General features: G+C 66.5%; 26 protein-coding genes and 2 other RNA genes. All 28 read right to left on the bottom strand.

Features of this window, described 5'->3' with window-relative positions; translation table 11 throughout:
• Position 1: 1 nt before the first annotated feature.
• A complete protein-coding gene (locus FFS62_RS08510; protein ID WP_137972402.1) occupies positions 2 to 1,246 on the bottom strand; it encodes a phage minor head protein in 1,245 nt (414 codons plus the stop codon).
• Complete coding sequence (locus FFS62_RS08505) at positions 1,239 to 2,825, bottom strand: DUF935 domain-containing protein (RefSeq protein ID WP_137972401.1); 1,587 nt, start codon at positions 2,823 to 2,825, stop codon at positions 1,239 to 1,241. Before FFS62_RS08505 ends, FFS62_RS08510 begins: the two co-directional genes overlap by 8 nt.
• On the bottom strand, positions 2,819 to 4,327 hold the full coding sequence (locus FFS62_RS08500; protein ID WP_137972400.1) for a terminase large subunit domain-containing protein: 1,509 nt from the start codon (positions 4,325 to 4,327) through the stop codon (positions 2,819 to 2,821). Before FFS62_RS08500 ends, FFS62_RS08505 begins: the two co-directional genes overlap by 7 nt.
• Positions 4,327 to 4,845, bottom strand: coding sequence for a DUF3486 family protein (locus FFS62_RS08495; RefSeq protein WP_137972399.1), 519 nt, complete (start codon positions 4,843 to 4,845; stop codon positions 4,327 to 4,329). Before FFS62_RS08495 ends, FFS62_RS08500 begins: the two co-directional genes overlap by 1 nt.
• A 1-nt stretch (position 4,846) precedes the next feature.
• Complete coding sequence (locus FFS62_RS08490; RefSeq protein ID WP_137972398.1) at positions 4,847 to 5,164, bottom strand: hypothetical protein; 318 nt, start codon at positions 5,162 to 5,164, stop codon at positions 4,847 to 4,849.
• A complete protein-coding gene (locus FFS62_RS08485) occupies positions 5,154 to 5,540 on the bottom strand; it encodes a hypothetical protein (protein WP_256662178.1) in 387 nt (128 codons plus the stop codon). The genes FFS62_RS08490 and FFS62_RS08485 overlap by 11 nt, the downstream gene beginning before the upstream one ends.
• Positions 5,540 to 6,178, bottom strand: coding sequence for a DNA-packaging protein (locus tag FFS62_RS23160; protein ID WP_171016299.1), 639 nt, complete (start codon positions 6,176 to 6,178; stop codon positions 5,540 to 5,542). Before FFS62_RS23160 ends, FFS62_RS08485 begins: the two co-directional genes overlap by 1 nt.
• Positions 6,175 to 6,420 carry a hypothetical protein gene (locus FFS62_RS08470; RefSeq protein WP_137972394.1) on the bottom strand — a complete coding sequence of 82 codons (246 nt, stop codon included), beginning with the start codon at positions 6,418 to 6,420 and terminating at the stop codon, positions 6,175 to 6,177. The genes FFS62_RS23160 and FFS62_RS08470 overlap by 4 nt, the downstream gene beginning before the upstream one ends.
• Positions 6,417 to 6,953 carry a lysozyme gene (locus tag FFS62_RS08465; RefSeq protein ID WP_137972393.1) on the bottom strand — a complete coding sequence of 179 codons (537 nt, stop codon included), beginning with the start codon at positions 6,951 to 6,953 and terminating at the stop codon, positions 6,417 to 6,419. The genes FFS62_RS08470 and FFS62_RS08465 overlap by 4 nt, the downstream gene beginning before the upstream one ends.
• Positions 6,950 to 7,273, bottom strand: coding sequence for a hypothetical protein (locus FFS62_RS08460; protein ID WP_137972392.1), 324 nt, complete (start codon positions 7,271 to 7,273; stop codon positions 6,950 to 6,952). Before FFS62_RS08460 ends, FFS62_RS08465 begins: the two co-directional genes overlap by 4 nt.
• A gap of 156 nt (positions 7,274 to 7,429) precedes the next feature.
• Entirely contained in the window at positions 7,430 to 7,831 is a 402-nt protein-coding gene (locus FFS62_RS08455; RefSeq protein WP_137972391.1) for a Mor transcription activator family protein, read from the bottom strand.
• The gene (locus FFS62_RS08450) at positions 7,828 to 8,250 is read right to left on the bottom strand and encodes a gp16 family protein (protein WP_137972390.1); all 423 of its coding nucleotides are present in this window, start codon (positions 8,248 to 8,250) and stop codon (positions 7,828 to 7,830) included. The genes FFS62_RS08455 and FFS62_RS08450 overlap by 4 nt, the downstream gene beginning before the upstream one ends.
• A complete protein-coding gene (locus FFS62_RS08445) occupies positions 8,247 to 8,528 on the bottom strand; it encodes a hypothetical protein (protein ID WP_137972389.1) in 282 nt (93 codons plus the stop codon). The genes FFS62_RS08450 and FFS62_RS08445 overlap by 4 nt, the downstream gene beginning before the upstream one ends.
• Positions 8,529 to 8,601: hammerhead ribozyme type II (locus tag FFS62_RS08440), an RNA gene on the bottom strand. It abuts the gene before it with no gap.
• Positions 8,600 to 9,271: a DUF2786 domain-containing protein gene (locus tag FFS62_RS08435; RefSeq protein ID WP_137972388.1), complete on the bottom strand. Its 672-nt coding sequence runs from the start codon at positions 9,269 to 9,271 to the stop codon at positions 8,600 to 8,602. The genes FFS62_RS08440 and FFS62_RS08435 overlap by 2 nt, the downstream gene beginning before the upstream one ends.
• Positions 9,272 to 9,276: 5 nt before the next feature.
• An RNA gene (locus FFS62_RS08430) (hammerhead ribozyme type II) lies at positions 9,277 to 9,349 on the bottom strand.
• Complete coding sequence (locus FFS62_RS08425) at positions 9,348 to 9,641, bottom strand: HU family DNA-binding protein (RefSeq protein WP_137972387.1); 294 nt, start codon at positions 9,639 to 9,641, stop codon at positions 9,348 to 9,350. The genes FFS62_RS08430 and FFS62_RS08425 overlap by 2 nt, the downstream gene beginning before the upstream one ends.
• A gap of 15 nt (positions 9,642 to 9,656) precedes the next feature.
• Entirely contained in the window at positions 9,657 to 9,902 is a 246-nt protein-coding gene (locus FFS62_RS08420; RefSeq protein ID WP_137972386.1) for a hypothetical protein, read from the bottom strand.
• Positions 9,903 to 9,914: 12 nt separating this feature from the next.
• A complete protein-coding gene (locus FFS62_RS08415) occupies positions 9,915 to 10,406 on the bottom strand; it encodes a hypothetical protein (protein ID WP_137972385.1) in 492 nt (163 codons plus the stop codon).
• A gap of 1 nt (position 10,407) precedes the next feature.
• A complete protein-coding gene (locus FFS62_RS08410; RefSeq protein WP_137972384.1) occupies positions 10,408 to 10,683 on the bottom strand; it encodes a host nuclease inhibitor protein in 276 nt (91 codons plus the stop codon).
• Between the two features lies 1 nt (position 10,684).
• A complete protein-coding gene (locus FFS62_RS08405; RefSeq protein WP_137972383.1) occupies positions 10,685 to 10,894 on the bottom strand; it encodes a hypothetical protein in 210 nt (69 codons plus the stop codon).
• A complete protein-coding gene (locus FFS62_RS08400; RefSeq protein ID WP_137972382.1) occupies positions 10,894 to 11,556 on the bottom strand; it encodes a DUF3164 family protein in 663 nt (220 codons plus the stop codon). The genes FFS62_RS08405 and FFS62_RS08400 overlap by 1 nt, the downstream gene beginning before the upstream one ends.
• Positions 11,557 to 11,569: 13 nt before the next feature.
• Positions 11,570 to 11,890 (bottom strand): hypothetical protein, encoded by a 321-nt coding sequence (locus FFS62_RS08395; RefSeq protein WP_137972381.1) that lies wholly within the window; start codon positions 11,888 to 11,890, stop codon positions 11,570 to 11,572.
• Entirely contained in the window at positions 11,877 to 12,263 is a 387-nt protein-coding gene (locus tag FFS62_RS08390; RefSeq protein WP_137972380.1) for a hypothetical protein, read from the bottom strand. Before FFS62_RS08390 ends, FFS62_RS08395 begins: the two co-directional genes overlap by 14 nt.
• A complete protein-coding gene (locus FFS62_RS08385) occupies positions 12,260 to 12,979 on the bottom strand; it encodes a hypothetical protein (protein ID WP_178084352.1) in 720 nt (239 codons plus the stop codon). Before FFS62_RS08385 ends, FFS62_RS08390 begins: the two co-directional genes overlap by 4 nt.
• Positions 12,979 to 13,701, bottom strand: coding sequence for an AAA family ATPase (locus FFS62_RS08380; protein WP_137971894.1), 723 nt, complete (start codon positions 13,699 to 13,701; stop codon positions 12,979 to 12,981). The genes FFS62_RS08385 and FFS62_RS08380 overlap by 1 nt, the downstream gene beginning before the upstream one ends.
• Before the next feature lie 17 nt (positions 13,702 to 13,718).
• Positions 13,719 to 15,764 (bottom strand): Mu transposase C-terminal domain-containing protein, encoded by a 2,046-nt coding sequence (locus tag FFS62_RS08375; RefSeq protein WP_137972379.1) that lies wholly within the window; start codon positions 15,762 to 15,764, stop codon positions 13,719 to 13,721.
• A complete protein-coding gene (locus FFS62_RS08370) occupies positions 15,757 to 16,200 on the bottom strand; it encodes a hypothetical protein (protein WP_137972378.1) in 444 nt (147 codons plus the stop codon). The genes FFS62_RS08375 and FFS62_RS08370 overlap by 8 nt, the downstream gene beginning before the upstream one ends.
• Position 16,201 lies beyond the last annotated feature (1 nt).

The following is a 16,201-nucleotide window of genomic DNA, read 5'->3' as shown; positions in this document are numbered from 1 at the left end:
ATCATTTCCCCTCCCGGATGTAGAACGTCTGCAGCACTAGCATCCGGCGCCCCTTGCGCACCTCGAACACCGCCACATACGTCACCCCGTCCACCGTCAGTTCCCGTCGCACCAGGGGCGCGCTGGTCGTGCGCGAAACGCCGGCATCGAGCAGCGGGCCACCTTCGTTCAGCAGCCGGGGCAGCATGGCGTAATCCTCGACGGCCACCGCGCGCTGGCCTCTGGAGCGCTCGGCCTTCTCGCTGCCGTGGTGTTTCTCCACATGGCGCACCGCCGACACGTCCAAGGCGTAGTCGTAGCCCGCCACCTGCAGTTCCTTGGCCGCCTTCACCTGGGCGATATCGCCAGCCGTCAGCAGGCCCAGCGTTCGGTAGGCCGGCAACTGGGTCTGAACCTCGCCACGCAGCACGCGGGCGGCATAGCGGCGGGCATCGTCGGCGACACTGGGCAGGGCTCGGTAGCTGCGCGCCAGTTGGTCGCGCAGGTGATCGGGCACGCCGTCCATGTAGGCCTTGGCGATCTCATAGGGCCAGGCCCTCGACTTCTCGGCCATCTGGCTGACGGTCTGCGCCACCCGCGCGCCTGGCTGGTAGTCCCAGCCTTCGTCGATCCCTGGCGCCTGGTCGGCATCCCAGCCTTCCGGCAGCCCCTTGTCCGGGTCGCCGCCGAGGCGACGTGCTCCAGCTGCTGAACGCGCACCGACCACATAGCACTGGCAGCCCCAGCCATTCGGCGGGTAGTAGCGCTTCCAGAGCGGGTGCTTGGCCGGCAGGGTCAGGCCATCGAGCCTGACGTGCTCGGGCCGTGGATTGCGCACGGAGTCGTTGTGACGGTAGATCCACAGGTCGAAGCCGCCTTCCTGCAGTTGTGCCAAACGTCCCGCCGAATAGCTGGTGATCGCATTGGTCTGGTAGATGGTCCTGGTGCGCCAGCGCTCACCAGCGCGGGTGCCTTCGCCAGTCCAGCCGTGCCAGCCGTTGCGCTCGACGATTGAGCGGAAGTCCTTGCGGAACTCGCCCAGGCCGCGCCCTTCAGTGACCGCCCGATCCACCGCCACGGCCAGGTCGGCCAGCAGGTCGGCCTTGGCCGCGCCAGCCACCATGAAGCCGGTGTCATGCGCGTCGCGCTGGATATCGTCCCAGCGGGCGGTGGGCACCAGGCTGCCCAGCTTGTTGCGGTAGAACGCCACCTGCTCGGCGAACGGGCGGCCGAGCACCGGGCGCAGGGCCGGCTGGGCGTCAGCCATTGCGGGTCTCCGAGGCGTCCTCAAGGTCGCTGCGGCCAGCCAGTTCGGCGGCGGACAAGCCGCTGCCGATCAGCGCGGCCAGCTCGTCCTCGCCCAGCTCGGCCTGGGCGGCCAGCAGCATCTCGCGAAACTCTGCCAGGCTTGTGGCGTTCTCCAGCATGGCCTCGATCCGCTCCAGCCAGGCCGCGACGTGCGGGTCGCCCTCACGGGCCAGGCGTGCGGCGATCGCATCGGCAGGCGTCGCCGGCCGGGGCGCCTTCGCGGCGCTCAGCGCGGCCAGGGCCGGCTGGCGCAGCGCGCCCATCATCGGCGCCTGGGGCTTGGGCTTGAGGATCTCCTCGTCGTCGCCAGCCTCGGGAATACCGCTCTTCTCGTGCAGCCAGCTGACCGGGATGCGGGCACCCATGTCGACGAACGTCGGCAAGGTGTTGGCCAGCACCTGGAAGTCCTCGGTCTCGCCCATGTCCAGCCAGAAGCGAGGCGCCCGGTTGGGGTCGGTGATGCCGAAGTTGAGCGCGGCCATGGGCCAGAGGATCGACTTGCGGGTGCTGCTGCAGTACTGGCGCACATCCGAGCGGATCAGACTGTTTTGGCCGCGCTCGTGCACGTTGCCCAGGGCGTTGGTGTTGGTGCCTTCGCCGGTACCGCTGGTCAGCGTGCCGCCCAGGATGACGCGCGCCTTGCTGCGCTCGCACCAGTTCATCATGGCCAGGTACAGGTCGGCGCTGCCCTGGGCAGCCTCCAGGAAGTCGATGCTCATGCCTTCGGGGATGATCCCGGCGGCATCCTTGCCCATGGCCACCACGGCCCGCAGCAGCGTGGCCTTTTCCTTGGCGGTGGCGTTCTTCGGGTATTTGCCCAGGCGCGCCGGCATGCCGTAGATCTCCAGCAGCTGCGCCAGGTCGCCCATGGCGTAGTTCTGGAACAGGTACGGCCAGGCCAGCATGCGGTGCAGGCCGGAGCGGGCCACATAGCCCGGTCGGGCGCGATGACGGTGCTGCACCCAGCCCAGCGGCCACAGCTCGGCGCCGGTCGGACTCATGTCGCGCAGGGTGATGACGGTCTGATCCTCGGGATGCAGGCGGAACCAGCTGTGCGGGCGCAGGGTGGGTTGCTCGATGTAGCGCAGGGCGCCGTCGCGCTGCCAGGACAGTTCCAGGTTGGCCCAGCCGTGGCCCAGGCCGGTACCGAGATCGAGCACAAGGTCTTCAACTTCCAGGGCGGCGAACACCTCTTTGGCGTGCTCGACCGCCTTCTTCTCCTGGGTGCTGGCGTTGTCGGGCGGCAGGATCTGCCACTCCAACTCGGCCGCGAGCTGGCGGCGCTTGAGCATGTCGGCGCCGATCTGCGGGTCTTTCTCCTCCATGTCCTCGAACAGATCCGACTGCGCCTGCAGATCGCCCTGCTCGGCGCCCTCCAGGATCTGGTACAGCCGCGCAGGCGTCAGGCCCTTGGTCGGATGCTCGGCGAACTCGCGCTTGAGCTGGCCCACGCGGGCCTGGTCATCGGTCTGTTTTTCGCTCAGCGCGGCAGCATCGCCACCGAACAGCCGCTTGATCATGCTGGGGATGCCTACCATCCACCACCTCCAAAGCCAGAAACATGGATATCGTCGCCATCGTCGTCGGCGATCTGGCCGGACTTGGGCGCGGAAATGAACTCGATCAGCGTCGCCTCCTGCAGGGAGGCGTAATAGGCCATGACCAGGGCAATGGCGGCGTCGCCGTGGCGATCCTTGCTGCTGCCGGTCTTGCCTTCCGGCAGCCGCGGGACACCCTTGATGACCTCGATCGCGCGCAGGTCATCAGCCACGTCGCGGTCGCGCGGGATGCTCAGGACGTCATCCTCCAGGGCCGCCTTGAACTTGGGCATGGCGTCCAGGTACCAGGCCAGGGAGATCATCACCGCCTGGATCAGCCCGGCGCCGTAGCGCTCGACGGCCTGCTCGGCCAGGTACTGGCCATTGCCTCGGGCGTCCAGGGCGCCGCCCTGCAGGCGCGGCAGGCGATCGACGATGTAGAACAGCACCTGTTCCTGTTGCTTGAAGGGCACGTTGCGCAGCTCGACCAGGAACGGCACCCGCCGCTGCAGCAGCTGGGTGATCACCATGGGCGAGATCACCGTCAGGTCACCCGAGCGACCGAAGTCCTCGCCGAAACAGTGCTGGTCGGCCGGGTTCAGCTTGGCCAGGTGCGGATGCAGCTCGCGCTCGCACCAGTCGCGGATCTCGGCGGCGCGTAGGTGCTCCGGCATGGCGTTGAACTCGGCCGAACCCTCGAAACGCAGCACCGGGGCCTCGGTCATACGCGCCTCGATCAGCGCGCGGGACAGGTAGGCCCCGCCGCCGGACTTGGGCACGCAGTAGTATTCCTCCAGGGCGTCCTCGCGGGTCGCGGTGTCGGCCAGCAGGTTGGCCTTCCACTTATCCTCGGCCTCCTGACTCCAGGGCTTGCCGCGAACCTGGCAGATGCGCCGGTACAGGCCTTGCTCGCAGGCATCGTCCAGGGTGATCCGGTGCACGCTGTAGCGTTTCTTCCCGGCCCGGCTGTCCTGGATCAGCTCGTTGAACAGGTTCTCGACACCGTTGTGGGTCGAGATCAGTCGCACCTTGGCGCCCCACATGGTCAGCGCCAGGGCAGCCTTGAGCACTTCGGCGAGTTGCTCGTGGAACGCCGCCTCGTCGATGGTGACGTTGCCCTGGCGACCGCGCAGGTTCGACGGCCTGGAGCTGAGCGCCTGGATCTTGAAGCCGCTGGCGAAGTGGATATTGAAGGTGAGGATGTCCTTGTCCTCGTCGACCAGGACTTCCTCCTGGATGGCTCCGGCCGCGCGATCGAACGCCTTGGCCCACATGGCACAGGCGTCGATGAACTCGATGGCCATCTCTTTGTTGGAGCCAACATAGAAGTGGTTGGTACCGCCTGCGGCCTTGGCCGCACTGGCACTGAGTACCGCGTCGGCCGCCTCGGCCCAGGTGATACCCGTCCGCCGGCTCTTCTCGGCGATCTTCAGCTCGGCCGGATCTTCGATCCAGGTCTGCTGATACGGCAGCAGGACGGACTTGGGCAGCGGGCTGCTCATCAGGCGATCCCCAGGATGTCGCGCTTGATCGCGTCGATCGCTTCCTGGCTCATGCCCTGGCTGGCCATGGCGCCTTCGGCCACGCTGGCCGCTTCCTGCAGGGCCGCGCGACGGGCTGCCGCCTCGGCGGCGAACTTCTTCTGCGTCACCGACGCCTTCACCAGTTCGGCCACGGTCTTGCCGATCTTGCTGAGATCGAGCTTGCCATCGGAGGAAACGAGCAGCGTCAGCAGGCGCTCCTGGGTCAGCCGCACCAGAGCTTCGTTGACGGTGCCGTCATCGTCGGGCGCGGCTGCGACCACAGCCTTGGCCTGTTCGCTAGCCATTTTCAGGGCCGACAGGCGCTCCTCGAAGGTCTGACCGTAGCTGTGCAGCGCCGACTTGCCGATGCTGTAGCCACGCTCGGCCAGCTCGGCAGACAGCAGCTCATAGCCGGAAAAGTTGGACTCCACCAGCGCCTGGTCGAGCCAGGTTTTAACCTGGGGCGGCAGTTGCGCCACCTTGCTGCGCGGCGGCATGTCAGCTACCTGCCCAGTACTTTTCCGGGCGGGCGATGCCGGGGCGGCAGTCCACGGTGTACTCGGCGATATCGACGCCATAGTGGGTCAGGCCGCAGATCCACACGCCGCTCGGCTCTTTCTTGAGGGTCACCAGGCTGCGGTCGGCCAGGTAGTCCATCTCGCGGCGCAGCTCCAGCTGGGTCAGGTCAGGCAGCACGCCCTGGATGGTCGACAGCACCACGGCCTCGTGGGGATCGACCGGGCGGGAGGTGTTGAGGGTCAGCAGGATGAACCAGCGCAGGGTCTCGCGCCGGGCTTTTGCGGGGTCAAGGTTCATTACGGGCACCTTTCAGCAGAATGTTCTCGAACTTCAGGGCCAAGCCATCGAGCTTGGCCTCGATCACGGATTGCCCGCGCACCCAGTCTTCGCGGCGGACGTAGTTGACGGGCAGCTCGGCCTGGAACTTCAGGAAGCTGCGCTCCAGCTGCGCCAGGGCCTGGGCGTCCTTTTCCTGGCGATCCAGCACCTTGGCGAAGCTCTCTTCCCAGTGCTTGGTGGCTGCCTTGCGGGCCTCGTCCTGGGCGGCGAAACGCTCGCCGAGGCGCTTCTCGAACTGGGCCAGCAGCAGCTTGACCAGCCCGAAGACCACGGTGGTGAAGATCGAAAGCAGGGAAATGGCCCAGCCGATCAGCTCGCCGAACTCCATAGGCATCATTGTTTCTCCTGTACGGCGTCGATCAGAGCGTCCAGCTGGTCGGCCACGTTGCGGCACTGTTCGGCATAGCGGACGTGGTGGGCCAGGACAGCGTTCTGACTGAGCCCTGAGTCGAGCTGGTCAACGGCTCGACCTTCGGTGCCTTGCGCAGCAGCTCGGCCGGGATCTGCGGCTTCGGGCACTGCGGTTCGGGCTCCGGTGGCTTCGTCCCACACCCGGACAAAACCGCGAGTGAACACGCAAGCAGGCAGAGGCTCAGGCTCAGCGTCGAGCGCCTTGCGGTAGAGGTCATTGACACGGGCTATCTCCCCAGAGAGTCGGTCGGTGGTTTGGCGGTGAGTGCGTTGCTGGTCGGCCAACTGGCTGGCCAGCTGATCGTTGCGGGCTTGTTCTTCCTGCAGGCGCTTGGCGGCAGCTTTGGCACTGGCCTCGGCGGCTCGGGCGCGCTCCAGTTCCAGCTGGCGGTGCTCGCCGCGCAGTTGCTCCAGGGCCAGGGCGCCTTCGTCGGCGGCCTTGCTATAGCCCTGGTCATAGGCCGTGGCCTTCCAGGACTCGATCAGCAGGTACCAAGCCAGGAGCAGGGCAACGAGCAAGGCCAGCGGCAGCAGCTTGCGCAGGGTGTCGAGCCAATTCATTCGATCTCGCTCCCGACCTTGAACATGAACATCGGCTGGGCTTCCGGCCCGTGAACCAGGGGAAACAGCAGGCCCTCGATCCAGGAGAAAACCAGCATCAGCAGATCCAGCGGCGCCCACTTGGCAAACACCAGGGGCGCCTCGCTGTCGATGTCGCCCATCCAGATCGGGATGCCGTAGTAGCTGCCGTGGTGCGTGCAGCCGAGGGCCTTGGCCATCTTCGCAGTGGTGTAACCGATCACTTCAGCCCCTCCAGGCAAAGCCTCATCTCGTCCAGGCGCCGATAGTGCAAACCTCGCACGAAGACCCGACGCCCCTTGGCATCGGTGACATAGGCCCAAACCGGCGTCTTGCCGTCGGCCGCCCAGGCCAGGGCCTTGCAGCCCTCGGCGACGCGACCCTGGTTGATCAGGCCCACCGCACGGCTGGCGCAGGTTCTGGGGTTGCCGAAGGCATGGCCATGGCTGCTCAGGGCGTCAAAGGTGTCCTGGGTGATGCCTTGGTTGTCGATGCAGTCCGCCAGCTCCAGCTGGCCCTGGCTGACGACCAGGCGCTCGACTTCCTCGCAGCGCTCGTCCGACCAGTAGTCACCGACCACCAGCGGATATGGGCTGGTGTACTTGGTGATGCCCTTGCAGACAGTGGGCAGGCCACGGGCCAGCTTGTCGGCGTAGACCCTGTTCTGGCCTTCACCCTCCCAGGTGCCGAGGAAGGCCAGCAGCGTGCCGCTGGCCAGCACCAGGGTGCCGGCGGCGATACGGGCGCGCAGGCTCATGCGCCCCCCTTGATCGATGCTCGCAGCTTGGCCAAGTGACCGTTGCCGACCTCCGGGGCGCTTTTGCGGTGATCGAGGACGTTGGGCATGTCCTCCCGGCGCGGGGCGGCCGGGGGCTTCTGATTGGCGGCGGTGCGCTTGCCCTGGATGTACTGGCGGTAGGCCTGGGCCTTCTGGAAGGCACTTTCGACTAGCTCGCGCACCTGATCCCGCCACTGGGATGGGCAGCGCTCCAGGAGGGACTTGCGGCGCTCGCGATCCGGCTCCGCCAGGATGGCGGCCGCATAGTCGCGGGGGGCTACGGGATGGCTGACGGACACGGCTCGGGCTCATGTGGAATGAGCGTTGAGACTAAGAGCCGGCGTGATTTCCTCGGGACTAAAGCCCCTTAATGAAAAACCCGCCAGGCGGCGGGTTTAGAGGGTTAGAGCTGCATCATTCAACGCGCCTTGATGGCGCCTGTAAAGCCTTTTGCTCTAGAACAGTGACGGCTGCATGCGCTGCCGATGTAGGGCGCGTTGCTCGGCCAAGATCGAGTAGACCTGCACCACGGTCAGCCCATAGGCCTCGGCCAGGTCGTCGACGTTGTTGCCCCGGTGCCGTTCCCAGATCTCACGATCGCGCAGGGCGCGCTCCAGGACATCACCCTTGGGCATGTACAGCTGGCGACCGCCGGCATACCGCGACAGGGCGCGCACGGTGATGAAAGCACGATCCCTGGCCAGATCCTGGTCGTCGCCAGCCCGGCGGTGGGCGGCCTCGACCACGTCCACCAGGTTGGCCAGCGCCTTCGGCCACTTGGCGCGCACCTCGGGCGACATCATGTGCTCCAGGGCATCGTCCGGGACATCATCACCAAACAGGTCGCGATCGCTCATACGGTTCTCCCTTTGCGCTTGGCATCGTAGGCCAGGGCCGCCACCAGGCGGCGCAGCTGATCCGGATCGCACCACTCGACGCGCTCGACCTTGAACATGCGCCGGGCCATGCCGTCGGCGTACTCCCACGGGCGGCCAGCCTCGGCGAGCTGCGCCTCGATCTTGCCGACCAGGGCCTGGCGCGCTTCGGATGGGCTCGGAGCAGATCGGCCGGTGCGCTTGGCTGCAGGCTTGGCCGAGGGCTTCGGCTCCCAGCCCAGGCGCTCAAACTCGGCCAACACACGCCCGATCTGGCGCGGGGTCAGCTCTTTGGACGACCGCACGCCGGCCACGCGGGCCAGGATCGAGCGGTATACGTCATCGTCCAGGCCCAGGTCGCGGCGGGCGATGTGGATCTTCTTCAGGCCGGCGCTGCTCATGCTGGGTTCCTCGGGTCCATGGCGGCCAGGAAGGCAGCAGGGTCACGCCGAGCCAGGCCCGCCATGTAGCGGATAGCCAGGGTGATCACCTCGTCGCGCTCCTCGAAGCCGCCGACCTGCTGCATCAGCTCCAGGTCGGCGCGGGTGCCACGGTAGGTGGTGATCTTGGTTTTCTCGGCGCCGACCCGCTCAGCATGCGCGGCATCACGGTCGCGCTTGTTCTGCTGGCGCTTGGTGTCCTGCTGGCGGATACGGTCGGTGCGTTCTTTCGTGCTCATGTATGGCTGCTCATCAGTACCGGGCTACCACGCCCGGCAGACCATCGCCCCGAGGCGGGGCTAGGTTTCGCTTAGCTCAGGGCCAGTTGCTCCTGGCCGGCCACGCCGTGGTTGAGGCGCACACCGCTGGCTGCATCGATCCCTGCGGCGGCATCGTTCAGGCTGCGGCGACTCAGTGGGTTGCTCTTGGCGTTGCGATCCACCGACGTGCCGCTCACCAGTTCAGGGTGGTTTTTGGCGACATAGGCCTCGACGGCCTGCGATGGCTTGGCACCGGCAAACTCCAGCACCTTGCTGTGCACAGCCCACACCCAGGCATCGCAGAACACGTCGGCACGCTTGGTCTTGGTTGCTGGCTTGCACCGCTTCAGGTTCTCGGCGATGTACTCGCGGCGTGCCTGGCGAACCTGGCGCAGCAGAACCGTCATGGCGTAGCTGGCGACCTCTGCCATCTCGCCGATGAAGCGCCAGTCACCAATGCCGGCCATGAAGATCAAGCGGCAGGAGTAGGCCCTGGCCACGGTGCTGGCCAACTGAGACTCCCATTTCACAGGGTTGATCTTCGAGCCACTGCGGGCGCCGTGTTCTTCGACATCGGCGATTTCCACGTCGACCTGGTCGACCTGGTACTTCTCCATCAGGGCACGGGCCTGACGCAACGCGGCGGCGGCTTCGTGCGGGTTGCTGCTGCTGGCCAGGCGCAGGCATTTCTTGATCTTTTCCAGGGCCTTCTTGTGATCCATGTAGTCCTCGGCTGCTCATCAGTACCCAGCCACCACGCTGGGCAGACCAGCCCTGGCCAGGCCAGGGCGGTTTCGCTTAGTTGAGGGCGTCCTCCAGCGCCTTGCCGACCACCAGCTTGGCGGTGGTCTTGGCCGGGATCTGGATGGGTTGGCCGTTGGCGGGGTTGCGGCCGGTGCGGGCAGCACGATGGCTGGCCTTCAGCTTGCCGAGCCCTGGCAGCGGTACTTCGCCGCCGTCCCGCAGGGTGCGGGCGGCCACGGTGGACAGGCGGCTAAGCACTGCATCCACCTGGGTCTTGCTGATTACGGTTCCGCTGACGCCCAGCTCCTGGGTGATGGTGTCGATCAGGGCTTGTTTGGTGAGACTCATGGTGTTGCTCCTCGCTTAGTGCAGGGTGGGTTTGGATTCGGTGGGGTTTGCCTTAGCCTCGGCTTCGCGCCTGGCTTGGCATTTCGAGCAGGGGCATTCGCCGACCTGGAGCGCGCTGACCGCAGCAACTACGCGACCGGCGACTTCGGTCAGCGCCTTGACGACACGCCCGGCTGCTGTGCTTTCCAGGGCGCCATCGCCTTCGACTCGGATGGAGATACCACCGTCCATATCGCTGACGGTGATGGTGTGTTTGGCCATGGTGCTGGTCTCCTAGCGCTGGCGGGGGAAGGTGAAACGAAAGTCGCGGGCCAGCTGGCGCGCCTGTTTCTCGGGAATGCCGACAGCCTCGGCGGCCACCTTGGGCGAGGCGCCGAGCTTGGCCTGAACCATCAGGCGGGCCGCGAGCTGGGCCGAGGACAGGCCAGAGCAGCGAGCCTTCTCGACGACCTGGTGCTGTGCGGGCTGCTCGTCCTGGAGCTGCTCGACCTCGATCTCGGCCTCGGCCAGGGCAACGGTGGCCACCGGCTGAACCTTGGCGCGCAGAGGCTCGGTCTCCGGCTGGACGAACAGGTGCGCATAGACCGGGGTCTTTCTCGGGTTGATGACAAACGCAGGGTTGGCGTCCTGCATCTGGTGGCCGACCTGCTCGATCTGGCCGCCACCGGCCAGGAAGGCTGCAGTCGCTTCGGCGATACGCTGGCGCTCCCGATCCTGGGCAGTGACAGACTGCGGGTCGGTGCTGGGGTCATGATGCAGTTGCATGTCAGGCCCCCATTGCCCGGAAGCCGGGCCCATTACGCTCGCCCAGGCTCTGGATGTACCGAGCCAGAGCGACCAAGCCTTCACGCTGGCTCGCGGCTTCAGGGACGCCAGGTACGAACAGCGTTGCGTTGTCGAACACCGACAGGCGTGCGGTGACCTCGATCACGTCGCGTACCTGTTGGTCTTCGCCTCTAGCGATGCCGATGGCCCCTTCGGGCACAGACGAGCCGAACTGGATATGCCCGGAGGCGAAGCAATAGGCGATGGTCTTGGCCATGTCAGCCCTCCTCACTATCGGGACGCAGGCGCTCCAGCAGCTCGGCCGCTTTCTCGGCCTTCGGGCCGGTGATCACCGCCACCAGATAGTCGCGGCCGTCGTTCAGTTCCAGGTGCGCCACATCGAGCAGATCCTCGTCGCTCTCCTCGGCGTCATTGAGCAGCTCCAGAAGCGTGGTGGTCGGCCAGTGCATCTTGGTCAGAAGGCCCATCAATGCACCTCCTCAGCCTTCGCAGCCGGCTCTTCCGGCATGCGGATGCTCGCCATGTCCAGGCTGATCGGCAGGTACTCGTCGCTGTCGCCGATGCGCTCATAGAGGCGCAGGTATTCCTTGGAGCTGGTGACCAGGCAGGCTTCGCCGATGGCCTTCATCGCGCGCTGCCAGCGCTCGTCGGCGATCTCCAAGCGGCGCAGAGCCAGCACGCGGGCGGTTCGGATCTCGCCCTTGGTGTCGGTGCGGAAGGCGTCATTGACCAGGGTGACCACCTCGGGGCGCGCGCCCTCCGTCCACTCGGCCAGGCATTCGTCGATCAGGGAACGCGCGGCCTGCAGGCGCTCGTCGAAGCTGATCGAGTCCTGGACGGCAATCTGCAGCTTGTAGCGGCCGTCGAAGGTCAGCAGGGTGACGTTGCCTTTCTTGCCGCCGACCTTGGCGCCGTACTCCTCGAAACTCATTTCGATGAAGGCGCGCACGTCGCCGAAGGCCTTGGCCTTGAACTGGGCCATCTTGCTGTTCAGGTCAACAGCGCCTTTGACCAGCTCGCGCACCAAGCTGTCGCGCTCCTGGTCGACCGGCTTGACCATGCCGACCGGCACCAGGCGCCCTTGGGCGTCCTGCCAGAAACCAGCTTGTACTTCGGGGGTTCCGTACATGGGTATCTCCTACTTAGTGTTTGGTAATGCCGGCCCACTCTTCGGGGCGGGCGTAGCTGATGGGTTCGCGCCACTCCAGGGTTACCCCCTGGAACTGCGCGGTGTAGAAAGCGCTGCCTGCCGTTGGCCGGCGGGTCAGGCCGAGCACCTGGCGCTGCTGCACCAGGAACCGCCCGCCCTCGTGGGCGATCGCCAGACGGTTGCCGACCAGATCGATGCGGTGCAGGCGGATGCCCAAGCGCTGCAGCTCACGGCAGACCTGGTTGAAGTTGGCCACCTGGGCGCGGTGGTCAGTGGTCAGCACTTTCAGTGGGCGTTGCTCAGTGGCGGACATGGCGTTGCTCCTGTGCGGTGCAGCTGGGGTTGTTCGGGCAGTGCTGGCAGGCACGCCAGTGCTGCATGGCCATCGGGTTGTGGGTAGGCGCCTGGCGTTCGCGGTACGTTTGGCACTGCTCGGCGGTGACTGCCTCGCCGATGGCGACGCACTCGATACGCCCGAGCGCATCGAGCACGCGCCGCTCGACGCCCTTGGTGGTGGGCGACGGGTAGCGGTTCTGCAGTACCAGCGTGACGGCGGTGCGGCTCATGCCGATGCGCTCGCCCGCCTTGGTGCGGTTGCTCTGCTCGACCTCTCGGGCCAGCAGGGTGACGAACAGGGGCGGCTGTTCGCCCCAGGCGGACAGGTCGACTTGGGCGGCCTGACTCATGCCTGCACCTCCTTGCGGGTACGCGCCACAAGGTCGGCCGAGGCGATCAGCCCGTCCTGCCAGTCGTCGATGCCCAGCCACTCGCGCAGCAGCCCGCGCAGGCGCTCGACCTCGGTGCTCTGACCCTTCATCCACACCACGCGGTCGAGGTTCGGGTCGTAGACCTGGGCATAGGTGTTGCGCTGGTAGATCGGGTGCAGCGGGCCACTGTTGCGACCAGGTAGCAGGCGAAAGACCGAAGGCTTGCCTGCGGTACCACCATCGCGGGTGACATAGCCGGCCAGGGCCAGCCCCTGCAGGTAGATGCGGGCGCCGTCTTCGGTGATCTTGGCGCCGCCGGCATGCGCCTGCTCGGCCGCCTCGGAGGCACTCAGCTCGCCGACGATGCGCAGGGCCCGCCAGATGCACTCGACACCATCCGGCGGCATGCGCTCGCCGCGCTTGTTGACGCGCGGGGCTTCGACGCCCTCGTCCTGCAGCAGCTCCCAGGTGGCGTCGCGGTCACGCGCCTTGAGCTGACGAACGATGCCGGCCTTAGCCAGGGCACGCAGGTAGTCACGCGCGGCCTCGTCGTCCTGGCCCGCGCGGCGGGAGACGTTGTAGGTGCTCAGCTCGCCAGCTCCCTTGGCCAGCTCGCGGATGGCCTCCCACATGCGCTGGCGCGGCAGCTTGCCGCCGGTCATGGCCAGGTGAACGGGTTTCTTGCCGGAGCGCATTAGGCAGCCCTCCGTGCCGGGGCCTGGCCGGTAAACCAGCCTTTCTTGCCCCAGGTAGCCAGGTCGATGCTCGTCTGGCCGGTGGCGGTGGCTTCGCTGTTCACTCGATAGAGGTTGACGGCAACGCGGCGCAGACAGCCGCGCACCGAGTTGACCAGATCGGACAGCAAGTCATCGGCCAGCTGCAGTTTCGGGTAGCACTCGGAGGCCAGGCGCTTCACGTCGGGCAGGCTTGCAGCCTGTGCCGGCACCCACTCCAGCACGCGGTTGTGCAGGCGCTCCAGCTTGCCCAAGCTGGCTGCCACCCCTTCCTCGCCGATCAGCACGATGGTGCCCTGGCTGGCGTTGTAGAGGTCGGTCAGGACGTTGGCGACAGACTTCTCCAGCAGGTACTGCACGTCGTCCACGATCAGCGGACGGTTGCTGCGGCTGAGCTGCTCGGCCACCTGGTCGACCATCTCCGACAGGGTTCGGGCCGGGCTCACGGCCATCTCGCGCAGGATGGCCTGCAGCAGGGCTTTCTTGCTCCAGGTGTCACGGCACTCGACGTAATAGGCGCGGTGCAGGTTGGCGGCGTAGGCAGCAGCTACCGACTTGCCCAGGCCGCTCGGGCCGTACATGACCACCAGGCCAGGCAAGCCGATGGGGCGCTGCAGGGCGCGGTCGATGGCGGCCGACAGCAGGCCGACGTTGGTGAGAGGGACGATTTTGGAAACGCTCATAGGTGTTACTCCCCAGGTCAAGCGCGGGCCTGTTCGGCCGCGAAGTCGTACATGCGTTGAATGGATTTGAAGTCGATGTGGCGCGGGTAGCTGGCATGCCAGCTGGCCTCGTCCAGGCTCAGCGTTTCGCCTGCTCTCTGGCGTGCATCCAGCTGCTGCCATAGGTCGTAGCGGGCCATCGCATCGCCGGGCACCTCGAACTCGGCCGCCTGGCGCTCCATGGCCAGCTCGGCGTAGTGCTGGGCCTGTTCCAGTTGGGCCGGTTCCAGGTTGGCGTTGGGTGCGGTGGTAGAAGCCACCAGCTCGACCCGTGCTCCGGTCAAGGTCTCCAGCTTGTCGATGCCGCGCTTGAGCTGGCCTTGGGCTCGGCGGCCGCGGGCCTTCTCGATGCGGTTCAGCGGCATGTAGTCGCTGGCGTTGCCATCGAGCAGGGCCTCGCCGATCAGCTCGCCATCCATGGTGCGCACCCAGATCCGGCTGGCATCGCGCACGTCGTAGGCGATGCGCACGTCTTCGCCGTGGATGTGGCGCAGCTCATTGAGGAAGTAGCGATTGCCGTCCCAGGTGATCTCCCCGCGCACGGTGCGGCGCACCACCTGCGGCCGCATCAGGTCGTTGACCAGCTCGGGCGGTGCGAGCATCGGCTCCCAGCCGGTAGCGCGCGCCGCTTCCCAGGCTTCGTTGGGGCTCATGTGGCGCATGCGGCCGGTTTCGGTATCGCGGATCTTGGCCAGCGCGCGGTGCGGCTTGTTGTTGTAGTCCTCGATCTCGATCTCGGCGGCCGCCATGAACTCAGCCATGGTCGGAATCAGGCGGGTGTGTCCCTGGTCGCGCAGCTGCTGGCGGCTGATGCGGTGCACCTTGGTGCCGGCGTGCTTGTCCATGTCGGCGCCGATGTAGCTGGTCAGTTTCTTGGCCGCCGCCACCCAAATGGTCTGGTGCGCGCGCTCTATCAGGCCGCGCGCCTGGCTGTTGTAGGGCAGTGCATGCACCATCTCGCCGCCCAGGCGGTCAACCACCTCGCGCACCGCTTCGTTGGCGAAGCCACTGCCGTTGTCCACATAGAACAGGGCGAACATGCCGCCGCGCTGGATGGCATCGCGCAGGGCGAACATCACGTCGATGGCGTTCTCAGCCTCGCCGATGGACACCCCCAGGACGCGCCGGGTCGCCACATCCAGGACGGTGGTGATCTCCGGGCGATGCGGCTTGCCGGTGTGCGGGTTGATCACCTCCGAGTCGAACTTGTGACCGTCGGCGGTGTACACATCGCCGGGCAGTAGGTTCTTGGTGGTGCGGCGGCGGAACGGCTGGAAGGCCTTGAGTTCCTGCGCGCTGTAGCGGCCACGCTCGCGGGCCTCCGGGCTGAGCTTGTCCAGGAAGCGGCGCACCTGGTGGATGCTCGGCGTGTTGCCCCGATACTTGGTGCAGAACTCGGCGTAGGCACGCTCGACGGCAGGCTTTGTCGGGCGCTGGTAGCAACGCAGGAAGTCTGCCGCCCACTCCGGCACGCTCAGGTCGGCCTTGCGCCGGGCAGGCGCCAGGCCGGCTTCGCCATGCTTGCGGTAGTCGGCCAGCCAGCGCTTGAGGGTGCGCTCGGACAGCGAGCGGTCGGCCGTCTTGCGGTCATTGGCGCGCTCGACGCGAGCCGCCAGGTAAGGGCTGAGCTGGCCATCACGGGCCAGGCCGACCAGGGTCATGATCGCCCGCTGCTGGCTGACCACCTGGCTCATGCGCTCGATCTCGCGAACGAAGGCCAGGCGCGCGGTCATCACATCGCGCTGACTATCGAGCAAGCGTGACGACGAAATTACGTCACGCTCTATGACTTTCGGCACCGATGCCGTGGCGACTTCCGCCTCTTCGACATTCACCGAGGCGGCCAGCAACGCGGCCTGGGTCTCGGGAGGCAGGACGGCAAAGCTGTATTCGATCGCCCGACTACTACCGAGGCGCCGCTGCCCCTCCCAACCAAGGCGCTCAGCAGCTTTCTTTACTCCGCGCTCAGTACCTGGCATCCCTGCAAGTCCGGCCAACTCCTGGGCGGTGTACCAGTTACGCATGCTTGCCACCCAGCAGGCGCTTCAGCTCGCGAGCTTGACGGGCTGCCTCGTCGCGCTGGCGCTCCAGGCGGCCCAGTTCCGCGTTCAGAGCGTCGCGGCCATAGGCCACGTGACCACCCCGCACCCCCACCAGCCAATCTGTAAGCAGGTGGCTGGTGCACACCTCCTCGATCAGCGCGGCCCTATAGAAAGGAAGGTTGTGGTCGGTACGGGCCTGGCTCGACCAGGCGTTGAGCATCGCCGTGGAGATATCGTCTCCAGACAGGCGCGACATACGGGCAGCCACCTCGGGCCGATCCAGGCCGCAGCCCTTGAGCATGTCGCTGACGATCTCGCTGACCTGGGCGGAGTAATTACCCTGGCCAGGGGTTGCATGCGTGGGTTGGGGAATGGTGAAGAACAGGTCAAGAGTCAGGTGGTCTTTTCCGTGACGCATG

It is taken from the genome of Pseudomonas sp. F(2018) (assembly GCF_005508865.1).
Classification (GTDB): domain Bacteria; phylum Pseudomonadota; class Gammaproteobacteria; order Pseudomonadales; family Pseudomonadaceae; genus Aquipseudomonas.
The sequence above is the reverse complement of the archived record's forward strand: the minus strand, read 5'-3'. Positions and strand labels throughout refer to the sequence as shown.